Source organism: Bradyrhizobium sp. USDA 4541 (genome assembly GCF_024171085.1).
GTDB lineage: Bacteria > Pseudomonadota > Alphaproteobacteria > Rhizobiales > Xanthobacteraceae > Bradyrhizobium > Bradyrhizobium australafricanum.
Genome location: NZ_JALJZF010000001.1, coordinates 341,334 through 354,370, shown reverse-complemented (window position 1 = coordinate 354,370; position 13,037 = coordinate 341,334). Strand labels below are relative to the sequence as shown.

15 protein-coding genes are annotated in these 13,037 nt (G+C 64.5%); 8 read left to right on the top strand and 7 right to left on the bottom strand.

Annotation, left to right across the window (positions count from 1 at the left end):
• Nucleotides 1-31: 31 nt before the first annotated feature.
• The 3 genes from J2R80_RS01710 to J2R80_RS01700 form a co-directional block, all read right to left on the bottom strand.
• Complete coding sequence (locus J2R80_RS01710; RefSeq protein WP_057016417.1) at nt 32-232, bottom strand: hypothetical protein; 201 nt, start codon at nt 230-232, stop codon at nt 32-34.
• A gap of 252 nt (nt 233-484) precedes the next feature.
• Nucleotides 485-1,504 (bottom strand): aldo/keto reductase, encoded by a 1,020-nt coding sequence (locus tag J2R80_RS01705; protein WP_076825265.1) that lies wholly within the window; start codon nt 1,502-1,504, stop codon nt 485-487.
• A gap of 106 nt (nt 1,505-1,610) precedes the next feature.
• Nucleotides 1,611-2,036 carry a PaaI family thioesterase gene (locus J2R80_RS01700; RefSeq protein ID WP_076825222.1) on the bottom strand — a complete coding sequence of 142 codons (426 nt, stop codon included), beginning with the start codon at nt 2,034-2,036 and terminating at the stop codon, nt 1,611-1,613.
• A 92-nt stretch (nt 2,037-2,128) separates the two neighbouring features.
• Here J2R80_RS01700 and J2R80_RS01695 point away from each other — a divergent pair, with 92 nt between their 5' ends.
• On the top strand, nt 2,129-2,758 hold the full coding sequence (locus tag J2R80_RS01695; RefSeq protein WP_076825220.1) for a CoA pyrophosphatase: 630 nt from the start codon (nt 2,129-2,131) through the stop codon (nt 2,756-2,758).
• An 11-nt stretch (nt 2,759-2,769) separates the two neighbouring features.
• Here the strand turns inward: J2R80_RS01695 and J2R80_RS01690 are convergent, their stop codons facing one another.
• Nucleotides 2,770-3,015, bottom strand: a complete 246-nt coding sequence (locus tag J2R80_RS01690; RefSeq protein WP_229190255.1) for a hypothetical protein — start codon at nt 3,013-3,015, stop codon at nt 2,770-2,772.
• Nucleotides 3,016-3,134: 119 nt separating this feature from the next.
• Between J2R80_RS01690 and J2R80_RS01685 the strand changes: the two genes are divergently transcribed.
• Nucleotides 3,135-4,331 (top strand): hypothetical protein, encoded by a 1,197-nt coding sequence (locus J2R80_RS01685; RefSeq protein ID WP_076825219.1) that lies wholly within the window; start codon nt 3,135-3,137, stop codon nt 4,329-4,331.
• Between the two features lie 117 nt (nt 4,332-4,448).
• Here J2R80_RS01685 and J2R80_RS01680 read toward each other — a convergent pair whose 3' ends face one another.
• The gene (locus J2R80_RS01680; protein ID WP_016845604.1) at nt 4,449-4,748 is read right to left on the bottom strand and encodes a hypothetical protein; all 300 of its coding nucleotides are present in this window, start codon (nt 4,746-4,748) and stop codon (nt 4,449-4,451) included.
• A gap of 204 nt (nt 4,749-4,952) precedes the next feature.
• Here J2R80_RS01680 and J2R80_RS01675 point away from each other — a divergent pair, with 204 nt between their 5' ends.
• Both J2R80_RS01675 and J2R80_RS01670 read left to right on the top strand, forming a co-directional pair.
• Entirely contained in the window at nt 4,953-5,432 is a 480-nt protein-coding gene (locus J2R80_RS01675; protein ID WP_028334752.1) for a hypothetical protein, read from the top strand.
• Nucleotides 5,433-5,451: 19 nt separating this feature from the next.
• A complete protein-coding gene (locus tag J2R80_RS01670) occupies nt 5,452-6,348 on the top strand; it encodes a CoA ester lyase (RefSeq protein WP_076825217.1) in 897 nt (298 codons plus the stop codon).
• Between the two features lie 20 nt (nt 6,349-6,368).
• Here J2R80_RS01670 and J2R80_RS01665 read toward each other — a convergent pair whose 3' ends face one another.
• Both J2R80_RS01665 and J2R80_RS01660 read right to left on the bottom strand, forming a co-directional pair.
• Complete coding sequence (locus J2R80_RS01665; RefSeq protein WP_057016410.1) at nt 6,369-7,583, bottom strand: EAL domain-containing protein; 1,215 nt, start codon at nt 7,581-7,583, stop codon at nt 6,369-6,371.
• A gap of 362 nt (nt 7,584-7,945) precedes the next feature.
• Nucleotides 7,946-8,122, bottom strand: coding sequence for a hypothetical protein (locus tag J2R80_RS01660; protein WP_156436140.1), 177 nt, complete (start codon nt 8,120-8,122; stop codon nt 7,946-7,948).
• 310 nt (nt 8,123-8,432) lie between these two features.
• Here J2R80_RS01660 and J2R80_RS01650 point away from each other — a divergent pair, with 310 nt between their 5' ends.
• From J2R80_RS01650 to J2R80_RS01635, 4 genes are all read left to right on the top strand, one after another.
• A complete protein-coding gene (locus J2R80_RS01650) occupies nt 8,433-9,380 on the top strand; it encodes a TAXI family TRAP transporter solute-binding subunit (protein WP_076825215.1) in 948 nt (315 codons plus the stop codon).
• Nucleotides 9,381-9,566: 186 nt separating this feature from the next.
• A complete protein-coding gene (locus J2R80_RS01645; protein WP_076825213.1) occupies nt 9,567-11,675 on the top strand; it encodes a TRAP transporter permease in 2,109 nt (702 codons plus the stop codon).
• Entirely contained in the window at nt 11,636-12,049 is a 414-nt protein-coding gene (locus J2R80_RS01640) for a DUF1850 domain-containing protein (RefSeq protein WP_076825211.1), read from the top strand. Before J2R80_RS01645 ends, J2R80_RS01640 begins: the two co-directional genes overlap by 40 nt.
• Before the next feature lie 112 nt (nt 12,050-12,161).
• Nucleotides 12,162-12,968 (top strand): SDR family NAD(P)-dependent oxidoreductase, encoded by an 807-nt coding sequence (locus J2R80_RS01635; RefSeq protein ID WP_076825209.1) that lies wholly within the window; start codon nt 12,162-12,164, stop codon nt 12,966-12,968.
• The last annotated feature ends 69 nt before the right edge of the window (nt 12,969-13,037 follow it).

The window sequence follows — 13,037 nt, the reverse complement described above, 5'->3', positions numbered from 1 at the left end:
CGGAAGGATTTTCGCGGTTTGCCGATCCCGTTCAATCATGCAGCTTCATGTCGCGGATCATCTCCTCGAACTCCGCCTGCGTCGGGGTCGCCAGCGAGGCCTGCGGCGCGCTGCTCGTCGCGGTGGATACGTCGCACTGCGAGGCACCGCGCGAAGGTTCAAAGATTGCGGTCAGGCTCGCCCAGCAGACGAGGAGGGCCACGATCCAGTCCAGTACATTGGATGCCGTCATTGCAGCACCAGCATCAGCATTTCCATGCCCTGATGCTGCAGCCGACTCGGGCTTCGCGCAATTCGGAAGCTACGAAACGTAACTTCGGCGTTGCCGAGCGGGTTATCCGTACCGAGCGAGTGCAACACACCGTCATTGCGAGGAGCGTCAGCGACGACGCAATCCATTTCTCCGCTTGCGGCACGATGGATTGCTTCGCTCCGCTCGCAATGACGGCGGGCGGAGCGCAAAACTAAAATTGTGACGCTGCCGCTACAGCGACGATCCGCTCCGCGCGCGGCGCCCCTCGATCGGATAGGCGGGGTCGTTGAAGCCCGGCGTCGAGGGATGGCCGGTGACGACGAGGCGGTCGATCAGAGCTTCGTCCTCGGCGGTGAAGCGATAGTCGAGCGCGCGGATGTAGTCGTCCCATTGCGCTTCGGTGCGCGGCCCCGCGATCACGGCGCTGACGAACGACGAGTTCAGTACCCAGGACACCGCGAACTGCCCGGCGGTGATGCCTTTGCTCTCGGCGTGGCGCTTGATTTCCTGCGCGAGCTCGAGCGATTCCGGCCGCCACTCGGTCTGCATCATGCGCTTGTCGTTGCGCCCCGCACGCGTGTCCGCGGGTGGCGCCGCGTCGGGCGCGTATTTGCCGGTAAGCACGCCGCGCGCCAGCGGGCTATAGGGCACGATGCCGAGCCCGTAATAGGCGCAGGCCGGGAAATGCTCGACCTCCGGCATCCGGTTCATCGCATTGTAATAGGGCTGGCTCGCGACCGGACGGTCGATGCCGAGCCGGTCGCAGATGTTGCAGATCTCGGCGACGCGCCAGGCGCGGTAGTTGGAGACGCCGAAATAGCGCACCTTGCCGGCGCGGATCAGGTCGCCCATCGCGCGCACCGTCTCGTCGAGCGGCGTCGCGTGGTCTTCCTTGTGCAGATAGTAGACGTCGATGTAGTCGGTGCCGAGCCGCTTCAGGCTCTCGTCGGCGGCCTGGAACACCCAGCGACGCGACAGCCCGCCGTGGTTAGGATCGTCGCCGATTGGATTGGCGAGTTTTGTCGCGAGCACCCAGTTCGACCGGCTGTTCGAGATCGCGCGTCCGACGACCTCCTCGGACTTGCCGCCATTATAGGCGTCGGCGCTGTCGATGAAGTTGATGCCGGCCTCGCGCGCCTTCGCCACGATCCGCGCCGAGGTCGCCTCGTCGGTCGGTCCGCCGAACATCATGGTGCCGAGGCAAATCGGCGAGACCTTCAGGCCGCTGCGGCCGAGCTGGCGATATTGCATCGGACTTTCCTTTCCTGCGGTCATTCCGGGGCGATGCGCAAGCATCGAGCCCGGAATCTCGAGATTCCGGGTCTGGTCCTTCGGACCATCCCGGAATGACAAAGGATCAACTCTCGTTCTTCAAAATCTTGAACACGCCGTTGGCCATCGCGATACAGCGCTTGTCGACGGTTACCTCGGCCGTGATGAAGATCAGGCTGCGGGTCGAGCGTACCACGCGCGGCCGCGTCGTCAGGATCTCGCCGATCTTGCCGGCCTCGACGAAATGGGTGTCGAGCTGCACGGTTGCAAGCGTCGGCTTGCCCGAGACGTAGCGTGCGGCCATGCCGCAGGCGCGGTCGGCGAAGGTCATGATCACGCCGCCCTGCACGAGGCCGCGGCGATTGTGGTGCTTGTCTTCGGTGATCAGCGCGAGTTCAAGCGCGCCGTCCTTCAACCGTTCCCACAACGGGCCGATCAGGTTCAGGAATCCCGTGGTTTCGGCGATCTTCCAGCCGTCGGATTTGAGTTTGTCCGCGGCCTTGGCCGTCATGAGGTGGGGTCCGTTGCTTGCTGATGATTGATCGCAGGAGGCATGTGGTAGCAGTCATTTCATCAAACGCTGTTGTGTTGTAGTCAAGGTCAATGGCCCGCACATTTGACGATGCCACCCGGCGGAATATCGCAGAGCTCTGTGCCGCATTCGCACGCCTGGCGCCGGCGGACGCCGCGCCGACGTTGAAGCGCGCGGCGGTCGCGATCGCGCTGACCGAAGGCGGCGACGGCAGCGGCACGGCCTTCCTGCTGACCCGCCGCAGCGCGCGCCTGCGCGCCCATAGCGCGCAATGGGCGCTGCCGGGCGGGCGCTGCGATGCCGGCGAGACGCAGGTCGAGGCCGCGCTGCGCGAACTGCATGAGGAGCTCGGGCTCGCACTGTCGGAGCGCGACGTGCTCGGCATGCTCGACGATTATCCGACGCGGTCCGGCTATCTGATCACGCCGGTCGTGGTCTGGGCCGGTGCGCATGCAGCGATCCTCCCGAACCCGGACGAGGTCGCCTCCGTCCATCGCATCGGCCTCGATGCGATCGAGCTGGAGGACGCGTTCAGCTTCGCCACGATCCCTGAAAGCTCGCGCCGCGTGATCCGCTTCCGCCTCGGTGGCCAGCAGATCCATGCGCCGACCGCCGCGCTGATCTATCAATTTCGCGAGGTGCTGGCCGGCCGCAACACCCGCGTCGCCGAACTGGAGCAGCCTGTGTTCGCGTGGAAGTAGCGACGATGATGCTATTTGTGACGCCGCTTGCGGGCGTTCATCTTTATTGATTTCCCCTGCGCACCAGACGAATGCGCCGCGGCCTCGGGTTCCTGAGGCGCCCGCGACACATTCTCGTAACAGGTGAAGCGTGAACGCGTATCCGGAAACGTTCCGCAGTCCGGACGCTCGGCGCGCGCCGATGCGGCGAGCGTCAACGCGCAGGCGGCGACGAGCCAGAGTGCCATTCTCATCGCAATCTCCAGGGCTTTCTCCAAGGCTTTCGTTCGGAGAACACCGCATTGTGGCGAATATTCTGCATCGATCGCGGCATCCGGCCGCTGCGATCCGGACAATTCCGGGCTGACTTCGCGGCCGTGCTTGCTACAACGAGGCCATGCGCCCGCAATTGATTCGCCTGTGCCCTGGATTTGTCGCGCTCGCGCTCGCCGCCGGCGCGCCGTCCGTTTTTGCCGGCGAGGCCGACGCGCTGCCGCCTTCCGTCGCCAATGCGATGGCGCAGGCATCGCCGCAGGCGATCATGGAGTATCGCCGCAAGCTGCAGGAATATCAGGAGGCGCGCGCCGCCTTCGAGCAGGACGCGAGCGCCTATTGGAACGCGATCGCCGAGAAGAGGCGCGGCCGCAATGCCAAGCGGCGCGACCGCGTGCAGATCTCGCTGGACGATTACGTGCTGCAGCAGCCGCCGGTCTATGAGGGTCCGAAGCGGCCGGTCAATCCGGCTCCGGAAGAGGAGGAAGGCAAGCCGCCGCGTCCGCCCAAGACGCTTCCGGTGGCCTCCGATCTGGTCAGGGCGGCGGCCGAGCAATTCCAGTTCACGCCGCAGCGGCCGGCCAGCGAGGTCGAGTTCAAGCGCGCCTATGCGCGCTACGCGCGCGCCGCGGGGCTGACGCCGGAACAGGCGGTGCGGGTCTATTCGTTCGAGACCGGCGGCACCGGCACTTACGACGTACAGGCGGGCATCGAGCACGGCGGCAAGCGCGCCATCTCCACCGCGATGGGCTACAACCAGCTGCTCACCACCAACACCGTCGAGCTATTGGCCGAGCAGGGCCATGAATTCGTGCGGGATCTGACCGAGCGGGTTGCGAGGACGCAGGGGCCCGCGCGCAAGGCGATGGAGCACAAGCTCGCGGTGCTGAAGAAGATGGTCGCGTTCACCCGCACCGTGCCCGACGACTGGTCGGCGCATGCGCGCCTCGCCGATACGCCGCAGGGCTGGGCGTGCCATGCCATGGTGCTCGACATCGATGTCGGCCCGATGCTGCAGACCCACAAGCTGCTGACCTCGGTGATCTTCGCCCGCAACAAGGGCTACAGCCGGCCGCTGACCGCGGCCGAGCTCGAGATGATGAACCTGACCGGCGACGGCACCGGGCTCGACATGGTGACCATGCCGCAGGCGATGCGCGAGCAGGTGCCGACCGCGAACTTCTTCCAGCGCTCCGGCTACGAGCGCAACCCGGTCGCCATCCGCCACAACACGGTGGCCAGGCTGCTTGCCGTCACCAATGAGCGGATGGACTTCAACAGCAACAAGCCGGGCGCGAAGGAATTGGCCGCGGCGTTCTGATACCTGCCGAAAACCGCTAGGGCATTTTCGGTTCTGATTGAATCAGAACCGAAGCCCTAGACTCTTCTTGACGCGTTTTCTTGACGCGAACCGGCGTCCACTTCGCTCGAAAACGCTCTAATTCGAGCCGAACTTGAACTTGCCGTCGCCCTCGAGATAGGGCCCGGAGCGCATGTAGAGCTGGCCGTTCTGGCCGATGAAGAACAGCGTCCCCTTCGGCACCTTCTTGGCGCCCTTCAGCAGCGTGCCGGCGTTGTTGGTGCCCATCTTGTAGGACCAGGTCTTGCCGTCCTTGTCATAGGCGTAGCCCATGTCGGGCTTCAGTTCCCAGGGCGCAGCCTCCTGCGCGAATGCGCAGGTCGTCAGCGCGGCAAACGCCGCAGTCGCAATAAAAGTCTTGGTCAAAAAATGCGTCATGATCCACCTCCGGCCGAGAAAACGGCGTCGTCCCCACGTTTTTGAACAAATCACGAACGATGTTCGCGCGTCAATACGACAATCGGCGCGACCGCTCGCCGGATCGGCGACTTTGTGAATTCCCGCATCAAGCTTGGCGACTATTTTCGCGTTACCGTTTACAAACGCTTTGATTGCCGGAAACACGACCTTGGGATGATCAGGATGAACCACGTCATGAAGATCGGAATCGGTGTCGCTCTGTCGTTCATGACGCTGGCGTCAGTCGCGCAGGCGGACGAGTTCAGGCTCTCCAACAACCAGCGGATCTCCTGCAGCCGCGGCCTGTCCGCCGGCAAGCTCAATACCGCGACCTGCAAGTCCTACGCCTATCTGTTCAATGCCAAGACCTCGGAATATTTCCGCTGCCAGGTCTCGCTGGCGCTGACGCGGGACAACAAGGAGGTCATCAACGTGCAGGCCGACGGCGGCTGCACCAAGAAGCCGCGCATTTTCGAGACCGACGGCAATTACACGTTCGATGCCACCGAGACCGAGCCGCCGAACACCAACTCGTTCTTCGGTCCCGGCGGCTATGCGATCTGGGCGAACGACGTCAACACCCAGAAGATCCGCGGCTGCATCACCATCTCGTCCGGCCTCGGCTCCGACATCTCGAAATGCCTCGACATGACGTTCCAGTGACGTCGGCGCGGGCCGCGTGATGCGCAAGCTGCGCCCGGCCCCGCTGTGCCGCTCCTGGCTGTTTCTCGAAGGCGCCAACGAGGACGTGCTGCAGCACGCGGCCGCCAGCGGCGCCGACGTGCTGATCCACGAGCTCGAGGATTTTACCCCGCCGCCGCTGCGCCCGAAGGCGCGGGCCTTGGCGGCCGAGCTCTACGCCGCCTGGCGCGACCAGGGCGTGATGGTCGCGGTCCGCGTCAATCCGCTGGACCAGGACGGCATGGACGATCTCGCCGCCGTGATGCGCGGACGTCCGGATATCGTCGCGCTGCCGAAGGTCGCCGAGCCGCACCATGTCGTCAGGCTTGACGAGGCGGTGACGCGGTTCGAGCGCGACTGCGGTATCGCCGAGGGATCGACATCGCTGCTGCCGAATATCGAGTTCGCGCGCGGTCTGGTGCAGACCGGTGCGATCGCCATGGCGAGCCGGCGCGTCATCGGTTGCCTGATGGCCTCCGAAGACCTCGCCGCCGATCTTGGTGCCGAGCGCGGCAGCGATGGCCTGGAGCTCGCTTACGCGCGGCAGCGCTTCATCGTCGAATGTCGTGCCGCTGATGTCGTCGCGGTCGATTGTCCCTACACCTGGAGCGACGCTGAAGGCGTCGAACGCGACACGATCTGGGCGCGGCGGCTGGGTTACGCCGCAAAGAGCCTGGTCGATCCCGCGCATGCCTCGATCGTCAACGGGGTCCTGACGCCGGGCGAGGAGGAGATGCGCCGGGCGGGCAGGATCGTCGCGGCGTTCGAAGCGGCGCGGACAAAGGGCTTTGGGCGCGTCGAACTTGACGGCTCGCTGCTCGAGGTGCCGACCTATTCCAATGCAAAACGCCTGATCGCGCGCGGCGAAGCGCTGCGCGCGATCGATCGCGACACATGAGCCTGACCAGAGGCGATGCCTCAGGAGGCTGGCTCTTTCTCAGAGAAATGCATGCGTGAGCGGGCGAACTTCTTGACGCCCATCGGCTTGCCGAACAGGTAGCCCTGGACCTGATCGAAATCCATTTCGTGCGCGGCGAGAAAGTCCGCACGCGTCTCGACTCCCTGGGCCACGACCTGCGCGTCGTTGTCGTGGGCCAGCTCCACGACACGCCGGCACACCGTCTGCTTCAGGCGCTGATCCGCGCAGCCGGTGACGAATTGATGGTCGACCTTGAGCTGGACGAACGGAAAGTTCGGCAGTCCCAGCAAAGACGGCCAGTTCGCGCCGACATTGTCGATCGAGATGCCGATATTGTGCAGTCGAACGCGCCGGGCGACATCGATCGCCAGATCCAGATTGTCGACCACCTCGGTGCTGTCGATCTCGATCAAGAGGCCCGCGAAGGCCGCATGATCCGGCATCCGGTAACAGAGCTCGCGCACGGCATGATCGTCGGCGAGGAAGGAGATCGGCAGATTGATCGAGAGATTGACCGGCCCGATCTGCTCGATGAGATAGCGCCAGTCCTCGATTGCGCGCTCGATCACGAACTCGGACAGCGCATGAAAATGCGGATCGCTTTCGTCCGGGATGAAGTAGGCCGGCGGCACGACGCCCCAGGCAGGGTGGCGCATCCGGATCAGCGCCTCGGCGCCGCTCGGGACCAGCGTCCGGAGATGAATTTTCTGCTGATACCACAGCTCGAGCCAGCCGGCCTTCAGCGCTTCGGGCACGTCCACCGCCGGGCTCGGCGCGGGTTCAAGCGGCATCAACGACGCAAGACTGTCGCGAAGGGTCCCGGCGCTGAACGGCGTCGACAGCGCCGGCAGCATGGCGATGCCGTACTCGTCGCCGATTTGCCGGACCGCCTTGACGATGATCGAGTCCGGCTGCCCGATGACGAGGACCTTGCCGCCATAGTCCTTTCTCACCAAAGTCTCGAGAATTTTACTGACTTCGATGCCGTCCACGGACACGCCGAGCACCAGGAGATCGGGCCGTTCCGCGTCCAGAACGGTGTCGAGTTCCAAAGCCTGGCTGCATTCACTGGTGATGAAGCCGAGGTCTTCCAGCGCCTCGGCGAGGAAGGTCCGAAGGTGTTTTTTGCTGTCCGCAATGCATGCGCGTGGGGTCAGCTTGCGATGTCCGAACCAGCCGGCTCGCGTGCGTTCGATGTGACTGATGTGATTCATGCCCCGCCTTGTCCGTAGTTACCCCGGCTTGACTCGTACATCCTAGAGCGGCGGCAATCATGGAAATTTCTGGATCATACATTGATTGCCCCGCTAACCTTAAAGGATTCAATTCGATTCAAATGGCGCTGGAATCGCGGCGTCTCACCGCTGTTACACCTGCAACAAATGCGTCATCTGACATTCATGAGCGCGATCGCGTCCCGACTTTGCACATCGGCAGAAACACTGTGCGCGTGTGTCATCGAGAGACGGCGTTAATGACTGTGTTGTCGCGTCGACGCCGACGCGGAACTGCGTCATTGTCGGACATCAGATCGCATCATGCAGAGTGCTGCGCGGAGCGCCGACGGCGAATCAGATCACCCGTTTTGTGATGCCAATGCAGATGTGCGTGACGTCGTCGCTGCTGTTCGCAACGTCTCCCGCATCAACGCGCAGTAGCCGATCAGCGCGGCACAAGCGACGGCTGCAAGCAACAGGAATGCAGCGCTGCAACCGGCATGGACGACAATGAATCCGGCGATAGCGGTGCTCAAGCCGACATCCGGGGCCGCAAGCCGATCTTCGCTGCTTCGTTGCGGCCGGTCCGCGCCGCGAACGCCCTGGGTCCGACAATGCCAAGTGTCCCGCGGCGATCGCCGGCGCGAACACCGGGCCGCTAGCGGCCGCCAGCGGCTGGGTCGCGGCGACCAACTCGAAGCGGTCGCCCGGTCGCGCGGAGAGTTCCCGCGCAGGTAAGGTGGTGTTGCTATCGGGGATTTCCGCCGCGCATGCGTCATTTGGATGGGTTGACCCGGCGGGGGTGTCCGGCCAATTTCCGGCCGGCTTAAGGGGAGAATAATACTCATGAATTCCAAGTTGATGGCTGCCGCGATCGTGGCAGCCAGCGTTTTGTCCGCGCCTGTCGCACAGGCCGAGCAGTTCATTAACGTGCTCACCGGCGGCACCTCCGGCGTCTACTATCCGCTCGGTGTCGCGATGGGGAAGATCTACGGCGACAAGATCCCCGGCGTGAAAACCCAGGTGCAGGCGACCAAGGCCTCGGTCGAGAACCTGGTGCTGCTGCAGCAGGGCCGCGGCGAGATCGCCTTCACGCTCGGCGATTCGCTCAAAGCCGCCTGGGAAGGCGACGCCGAAGCCGGCTTCAAGAACAAGCTCGACAAGCTGCGCACCATCGGCGCGATCTATCCGAACTACATCCAGATCGTCGCGACCGCCGAGAGCGGCATCAAGACGCTCGCCGATCTCAAGGGCAAGAGCCTGTCGGTCGGCGCGCCGAAGTCGGGCACCGAGCTCAACTCGCGCGCGATCCTCGCGGCCGCCGGCATGAGCTACAAGGATCTCGGCAAGGTCGAGTACCTGCCGTTCGCCGAATCGGTGGATCTGATGAAGAACCGCCAGCTCAACGCCACGCTGCAGTCCGCCGGCCTCGGCGTCGCCTCGCTGAAGGACCTCTCGACCTCGAGCGAGATCACCGTGGTCGCCGTGCCGAAGGAGACCGTCGACAAGATCGGCCCGCCGTTTGTCTCCGTGATCATCCCGGCTAATACCTATACCGGCCAGGACAAGGACGTGCCGACCGCCGCGGTCGTGAACTACCTCGTGACCTCGAGCGCGGTGTCGGACGATCTCGCCTATCAGATGACCAAGCTGGTCTACGAATCGCTGCCGGAACTCGCCAATGCCCACGCCGCGGGTAAGGAGATCAAGCTCGAGGCCGCCGCGACCGGCAACCCGGTTCCGCTGCATCCCGGCGCGATCCGCTATTACAAGGAGAAGGGCCTGATCAAGTAGGGCCGGAACGTCTGCTCCTTGCCGTCATTGCGAGGAGCGAAGCGACGAAGCAATCCATCTCTCCCCTGTGGCGCGATGGATTGCTTCGCTTCGCTCGCAATGACGTGGCGCGTTTTTCCTGTCCCGGCTTTCGGTGGGCGGACTCAGTGGATATAAGCGCTGTTGGCACGGCGGGGGACTGATCATATGCAGCAGCAGGTTGAGGGCGAGCAGCCCATCAAGGTTGAATTCGACAATTTCGAGCATGGCTTTCCGGAAGGCTTCGGCCCGGGTGCCTGGGGGCATCTGGCCTATGCCATCGGTCTCGCCTTTGCGGTGTTCCAGCTCTATGTCGCGGCTTTCAACTACCTGCCGAGCCAGGTGGTGCGCGGCGTCCATGTCGGCTTCCTGATCCTCCTGACCTTCGGCCTGATCGGCAATTTCACCGCCAAGACCGATTTCGGCCGCGCGGTGAGTTGGATCGTCGGCGTCGCCGGGTTCCTCTGCGGGCTCTACCAGTGGATCTTCTATGCCGACCTGATCGCCCGCGACGGCGATCCGACCAACATGGACCTCGCGGTCGGCACGCTGCTCGCGGTCCTGATCTTCGAGGGCACGCGGCGGCTGATGGGGGCGGCGCTGCCGCTGATGTGCGGCGCCTGTCTGCTCTACTGGTTCTTCGGCCAATATCTGCCGTCGCCGTTCAATCACCGCGGCTATGACTTCGACCAGATCGTCACCCATCTCTCGTTCGGCACTGAAGGCTTCTACGGCGTGCCGATCTACGTCTCGGCAACCTACATCTTCCTGTTCATCCTGTTCGGCTCGTTCCTGGAACGCGCCGGCATGATCCAGCTGTTCACCGACGTCTCGCTCGGCCTGTTCGGCCGCACCCGCGGCGGCCCCGCCAAGGTCGCGGTGTTCGCTTCGGGCATGATGGGTACGATCTCGGGTTCGGGCGTCGCCAATGTCGTTACCGTCGGCCAGTTCACGATCCCCCTGATGATCAAGTTCGGCTATCGCCGCGCCTTCGCCGCCGGCGTCGAGGCCACCGCCTCGATGGGCGGCCAGATCATGCCGCCGGTGATGGGCGCGGTCGCCTTCATCATGGCCGAGACGCTCGGCGTGCCCTATTCGGAGATCGTCAAGGCCGCGGTGATCCCGGCGATCCTCTATTTCGCCTCGGCGTTCTGGATGGTGCATCTGGAGGCCGGCAAGCACGGCCTCGTCGGCATGAAGCGCTCGGAGATCCCGAGCGCCTGGAAGGCGCTGGTGGCGCGCTGGTACCTGGTGTTGCCGCTCGCGGCGCTGGTCTACATGCTGTTCGAGGGCTTCACGCCGCTCTATGCCGGCAGCATGGGCCTTGCGCTCACGGTCGCGCTGATCCTCGGCGCCAGCATCACGCTCGGCTTCTCCAACACCATCGTGCGCTCCATCTTCTGGATCGGCCTCGCGCTGGTGGTTGCCGCGGTGTCGCGCCACGGCATCGAGATCGTTCCGGTCGCGAGCGTCGTCGCCGGTTTGATCGTCATCGCGGCGATCACCCGCGGCGGCCGCGCCACGCTGAAAGCCTGCCGCGACTCGCTCGCCGACAGCGCCAAATCGGCGCTGACGGTCGGCATGGCCTGCGCCATCGTCGGCACCATCATCGGCATGATGACGCAGACCGGCGTCGGCACCATCTTCGGCAGCTGGATCATCGGGCTCGGCGCCAAGAGCCTGTTCCTGGCGCTGATCATGACCATGCTGCTGTCGATCCTGCTCGGCACCGGCATCCCGACGATCCCGACCTACATCATCACCGCGGCGCTGGCTGCACCGGCGCTCGCCAAGCTCGGCGTGCCGCTGATCGCAAGCCACATGTTTGCGTTCTACTACGGCATCATGGCCGACCTCTCGCCGCCGGTTGCGCTCGCGGCCCTGGCGGCGGCGCCGATCGCCAAGGAGAACCCGGACAAGATCGGCTGGGAGGCGATGCGGATCGCGCTGGCCGGCTACGTCATTCCGTTCATCTTCGTCTATTCGCCGGCGCTGATGCTGCAGACCGGGGATCCGATGCAGGCGCAACTCGGCTTCTACGGCGCGGTGGCGCTGGCGACCTTCAAGGCGCTGGTGGCGATCGGATTGTTCGGCATCGTCGCGATCGGCTTCCTGTTCACGCGGCTGACTTTCATCGAGATCCTGGTCGCGTTCGGCGCCGCGCTCTGCCTGCTCGGCGATTTCCCGTTCTCGGATACAGCGGGCTTCACGCTCGCTGCTGCTGTCGTGCTATGGCAATGGCGGCAGCGTCCGCGCAATGCGGTGGCGGCGGCTTGAGCCTCTGCCTCGCTTCCGCGGGAGTCGTGAAGGCGCTGTCGATCGCGGCCTTCACGCTCGCCTGGACGCATTCGATCGAGAAGAGCGCCTGGCAGGAGGACTGGCTGGTCACGCCGGCCGGGCTCACGCTGCAACAGGCGCGCGTCAAGGGCACGGGCGCCGGCATGGAGCCGCGGCCGGAGGCGCGCCTCGTCGATGGCTGGTTTCAATGGTCGCCCCCGCCGGCGCCAAGGGCGGAGGTCGTGCTCGGCAATTCCGGCGCCGCGGGTGAATGGCACCTGTGCCAGGAGGGACACTGCCAGACGCTATCGGAGATTATCGGGCATCCGATCGGTGCTAATGTCACGACGATGAGTGTTTGCGAGAATCCGTAGTAAGTATCCGTAGCCCGCATGAGCGGAGCGATATGCGGGGGATAGCGCTCCCGGATATCGCTTCGCTCATCCGGGCTACAGTCACGACAAGAACAACAAGGGAGAAAGACCGATGGATCGGCTCAAGGGCAAGGTTGCGATGGTGGTCGGCGCGGGTTCGATCGGGCCCGGCTGGGGCAATGGCAAGGCGACCGCCGTCACCTTTGCGCGCGAGGGCGCCAGCGTCTTCTGCGTCGATCGCAACGGCGCCGCGGCGGAGGAGACCGTCGGCATCATCACCGGCGAGGGCGGCAAGGCTGTCGCATTCACCGCCGATGTCTCGCGTGCCGGCGAGGTGGAGGCGATGGTCGCGGCCTGCCTCAAGGCCTATGGCCGCATCGACGTGCTCGACAACAATGTCGGCATCGCCGAGGTCGGCAGCGTGGTGGAAGTTGGGGAAGCCGAGTGGGACCGCGTCTTCGCGGTCAACCTCAAGAGCGCCTATCTGTCGATGAAGCACGTCATTCCCGTCATGATCAAGCAGGGCGGCGGCTCGATCATCAACATCTCCTCGATCGCCTCGATCCGCCATGTCGGCATTTCCTATGTCAGCTACAACGCGAGCAAGGCCGCGATGAACCAGATGACGCGCTCGACCGCGGTCGAGTTCGCCTCGAAGCATGTGCGCGTCAACGCGATCCTGCCCGGACTGATGAAGACACCGATGGTCGCGCATTCGGCCAGGCTGGCGCAGAGCTACGCCAAGGGCGATGTCGAGGCGATGTGGCGCGCCCGCGACGCGCAGGTGCCGATGGGGCATATGGGCGACGCCTGGGACGTCGCCAATGCCGCGCTGTTCCTGGCGTCGGACGAATCGAAGTATGTCACCGGCATCGAGCTCGTGGTCGACGGCGGCATCACCTCCAAGTCGGGTGCTTGAAGTCGGGCGCCTGAGCAGCGAACTTCGCTTTACCTCGCCCCGCGTGCGGGGAGAGGTCGGAATGCATCG

Excerpts from the sequence above, each read along its gene's own strand:
- J2R80_RS01710 (WP_057016417.1), bottom strand. The coding sequence starts at position 232 with ATGACGGCATCCAATGTACTGGACTGGATCGTGGCCCTCCTCGTCTGC.
- J2R80_RS01705 (WP_076825265.1), bottom strand. The coding sequence starts at position 1,504 with ATGCAATATCGCCAGCTCGGCCGCAGCGGCCTGAAGGTCTCGCCGATT.
- J2R80_RS01700 (WP_076825222.1), bottom strand. The coding sequence starts at position 2,036 with ATGACGGCCAAGGCCGCGGACAAACTCAAATCCGACGGCTGGAAGATC.
- J2R80_RS01695 (WP_076825220.1), top strand. The coding sequence starts at position 2,129 with ATGGCCCGCACATTTGACGATGCCACCCGGCGGAATATCGCAGAGCTC.
- J2R80_RS01685 (WP_076825219.1), top strand. The coding sequence starts at position 3,135 with ATGCGCCCGCAATTGATTCGCCTGTGCCCTGGATTTGTCGCGCTCGCG.
- J2R80_RS01680 (WP_016845604.1), bottom strand. The coding sequence starts at position 4,748 with ATGACGCATTTTTTGACCAAGACTTTTATTGCGACTGCGGCGTTTGCC.
- J2R80_RS01675 (WP_028334752.1), top strand. The coding sequence starts at position 4,953 with ATGAACCACGTCATGAAGATCGGAATCGGTGTCGCTCTGTCGTTCATG.
- J2R80_RS01670 (WP_076825217.1), top strand. The coding sequence starts at position 5,452 with ATGCGCAAGCTGCGCCCGGCCCCGCTGTGCCGCTCCTGGCTGTTTCTC.
- J2R80_RS01665 (WP_057016410.1), bottom strand. The coding sequence starts at position 7,583 with ATGAATCACATCAGTCACATCGAACGCACGCGAGCCGGCTGGTTCGGA.
- J2R80_RS01650 (WP_076825215.1), top strand. The coding sequence starts at position 8,433 with ATGAATTCCAAGTTGATGGCTGCCGCGATCGTGGCAGCCAGCGTTTTG.
- J2R80_RS01645 (WP_076825213.1), top strand. The coding sequence starts at position 9,567 with ATGCAGCAGCAGGTTGAGGGCGAGCAGCCCATCAAGGTTGAATTCGAC.
- J2R80_RS01640 (WP_076825211.1), top strand. The coding sequence starts at position 11,636 with ATGGCGGCAGCGTCCGCGCAATGCGGTGGCGGCGGCTTGAGCCTCTGC.
- J2R80_RS01635 (WP_076825209.1), top strand. The coding sequence starts at position 12,162 with ATGGATCGGCTCAAGGGCAAGGTTGCGATGGTGGTCGGCGCGGGTTCG.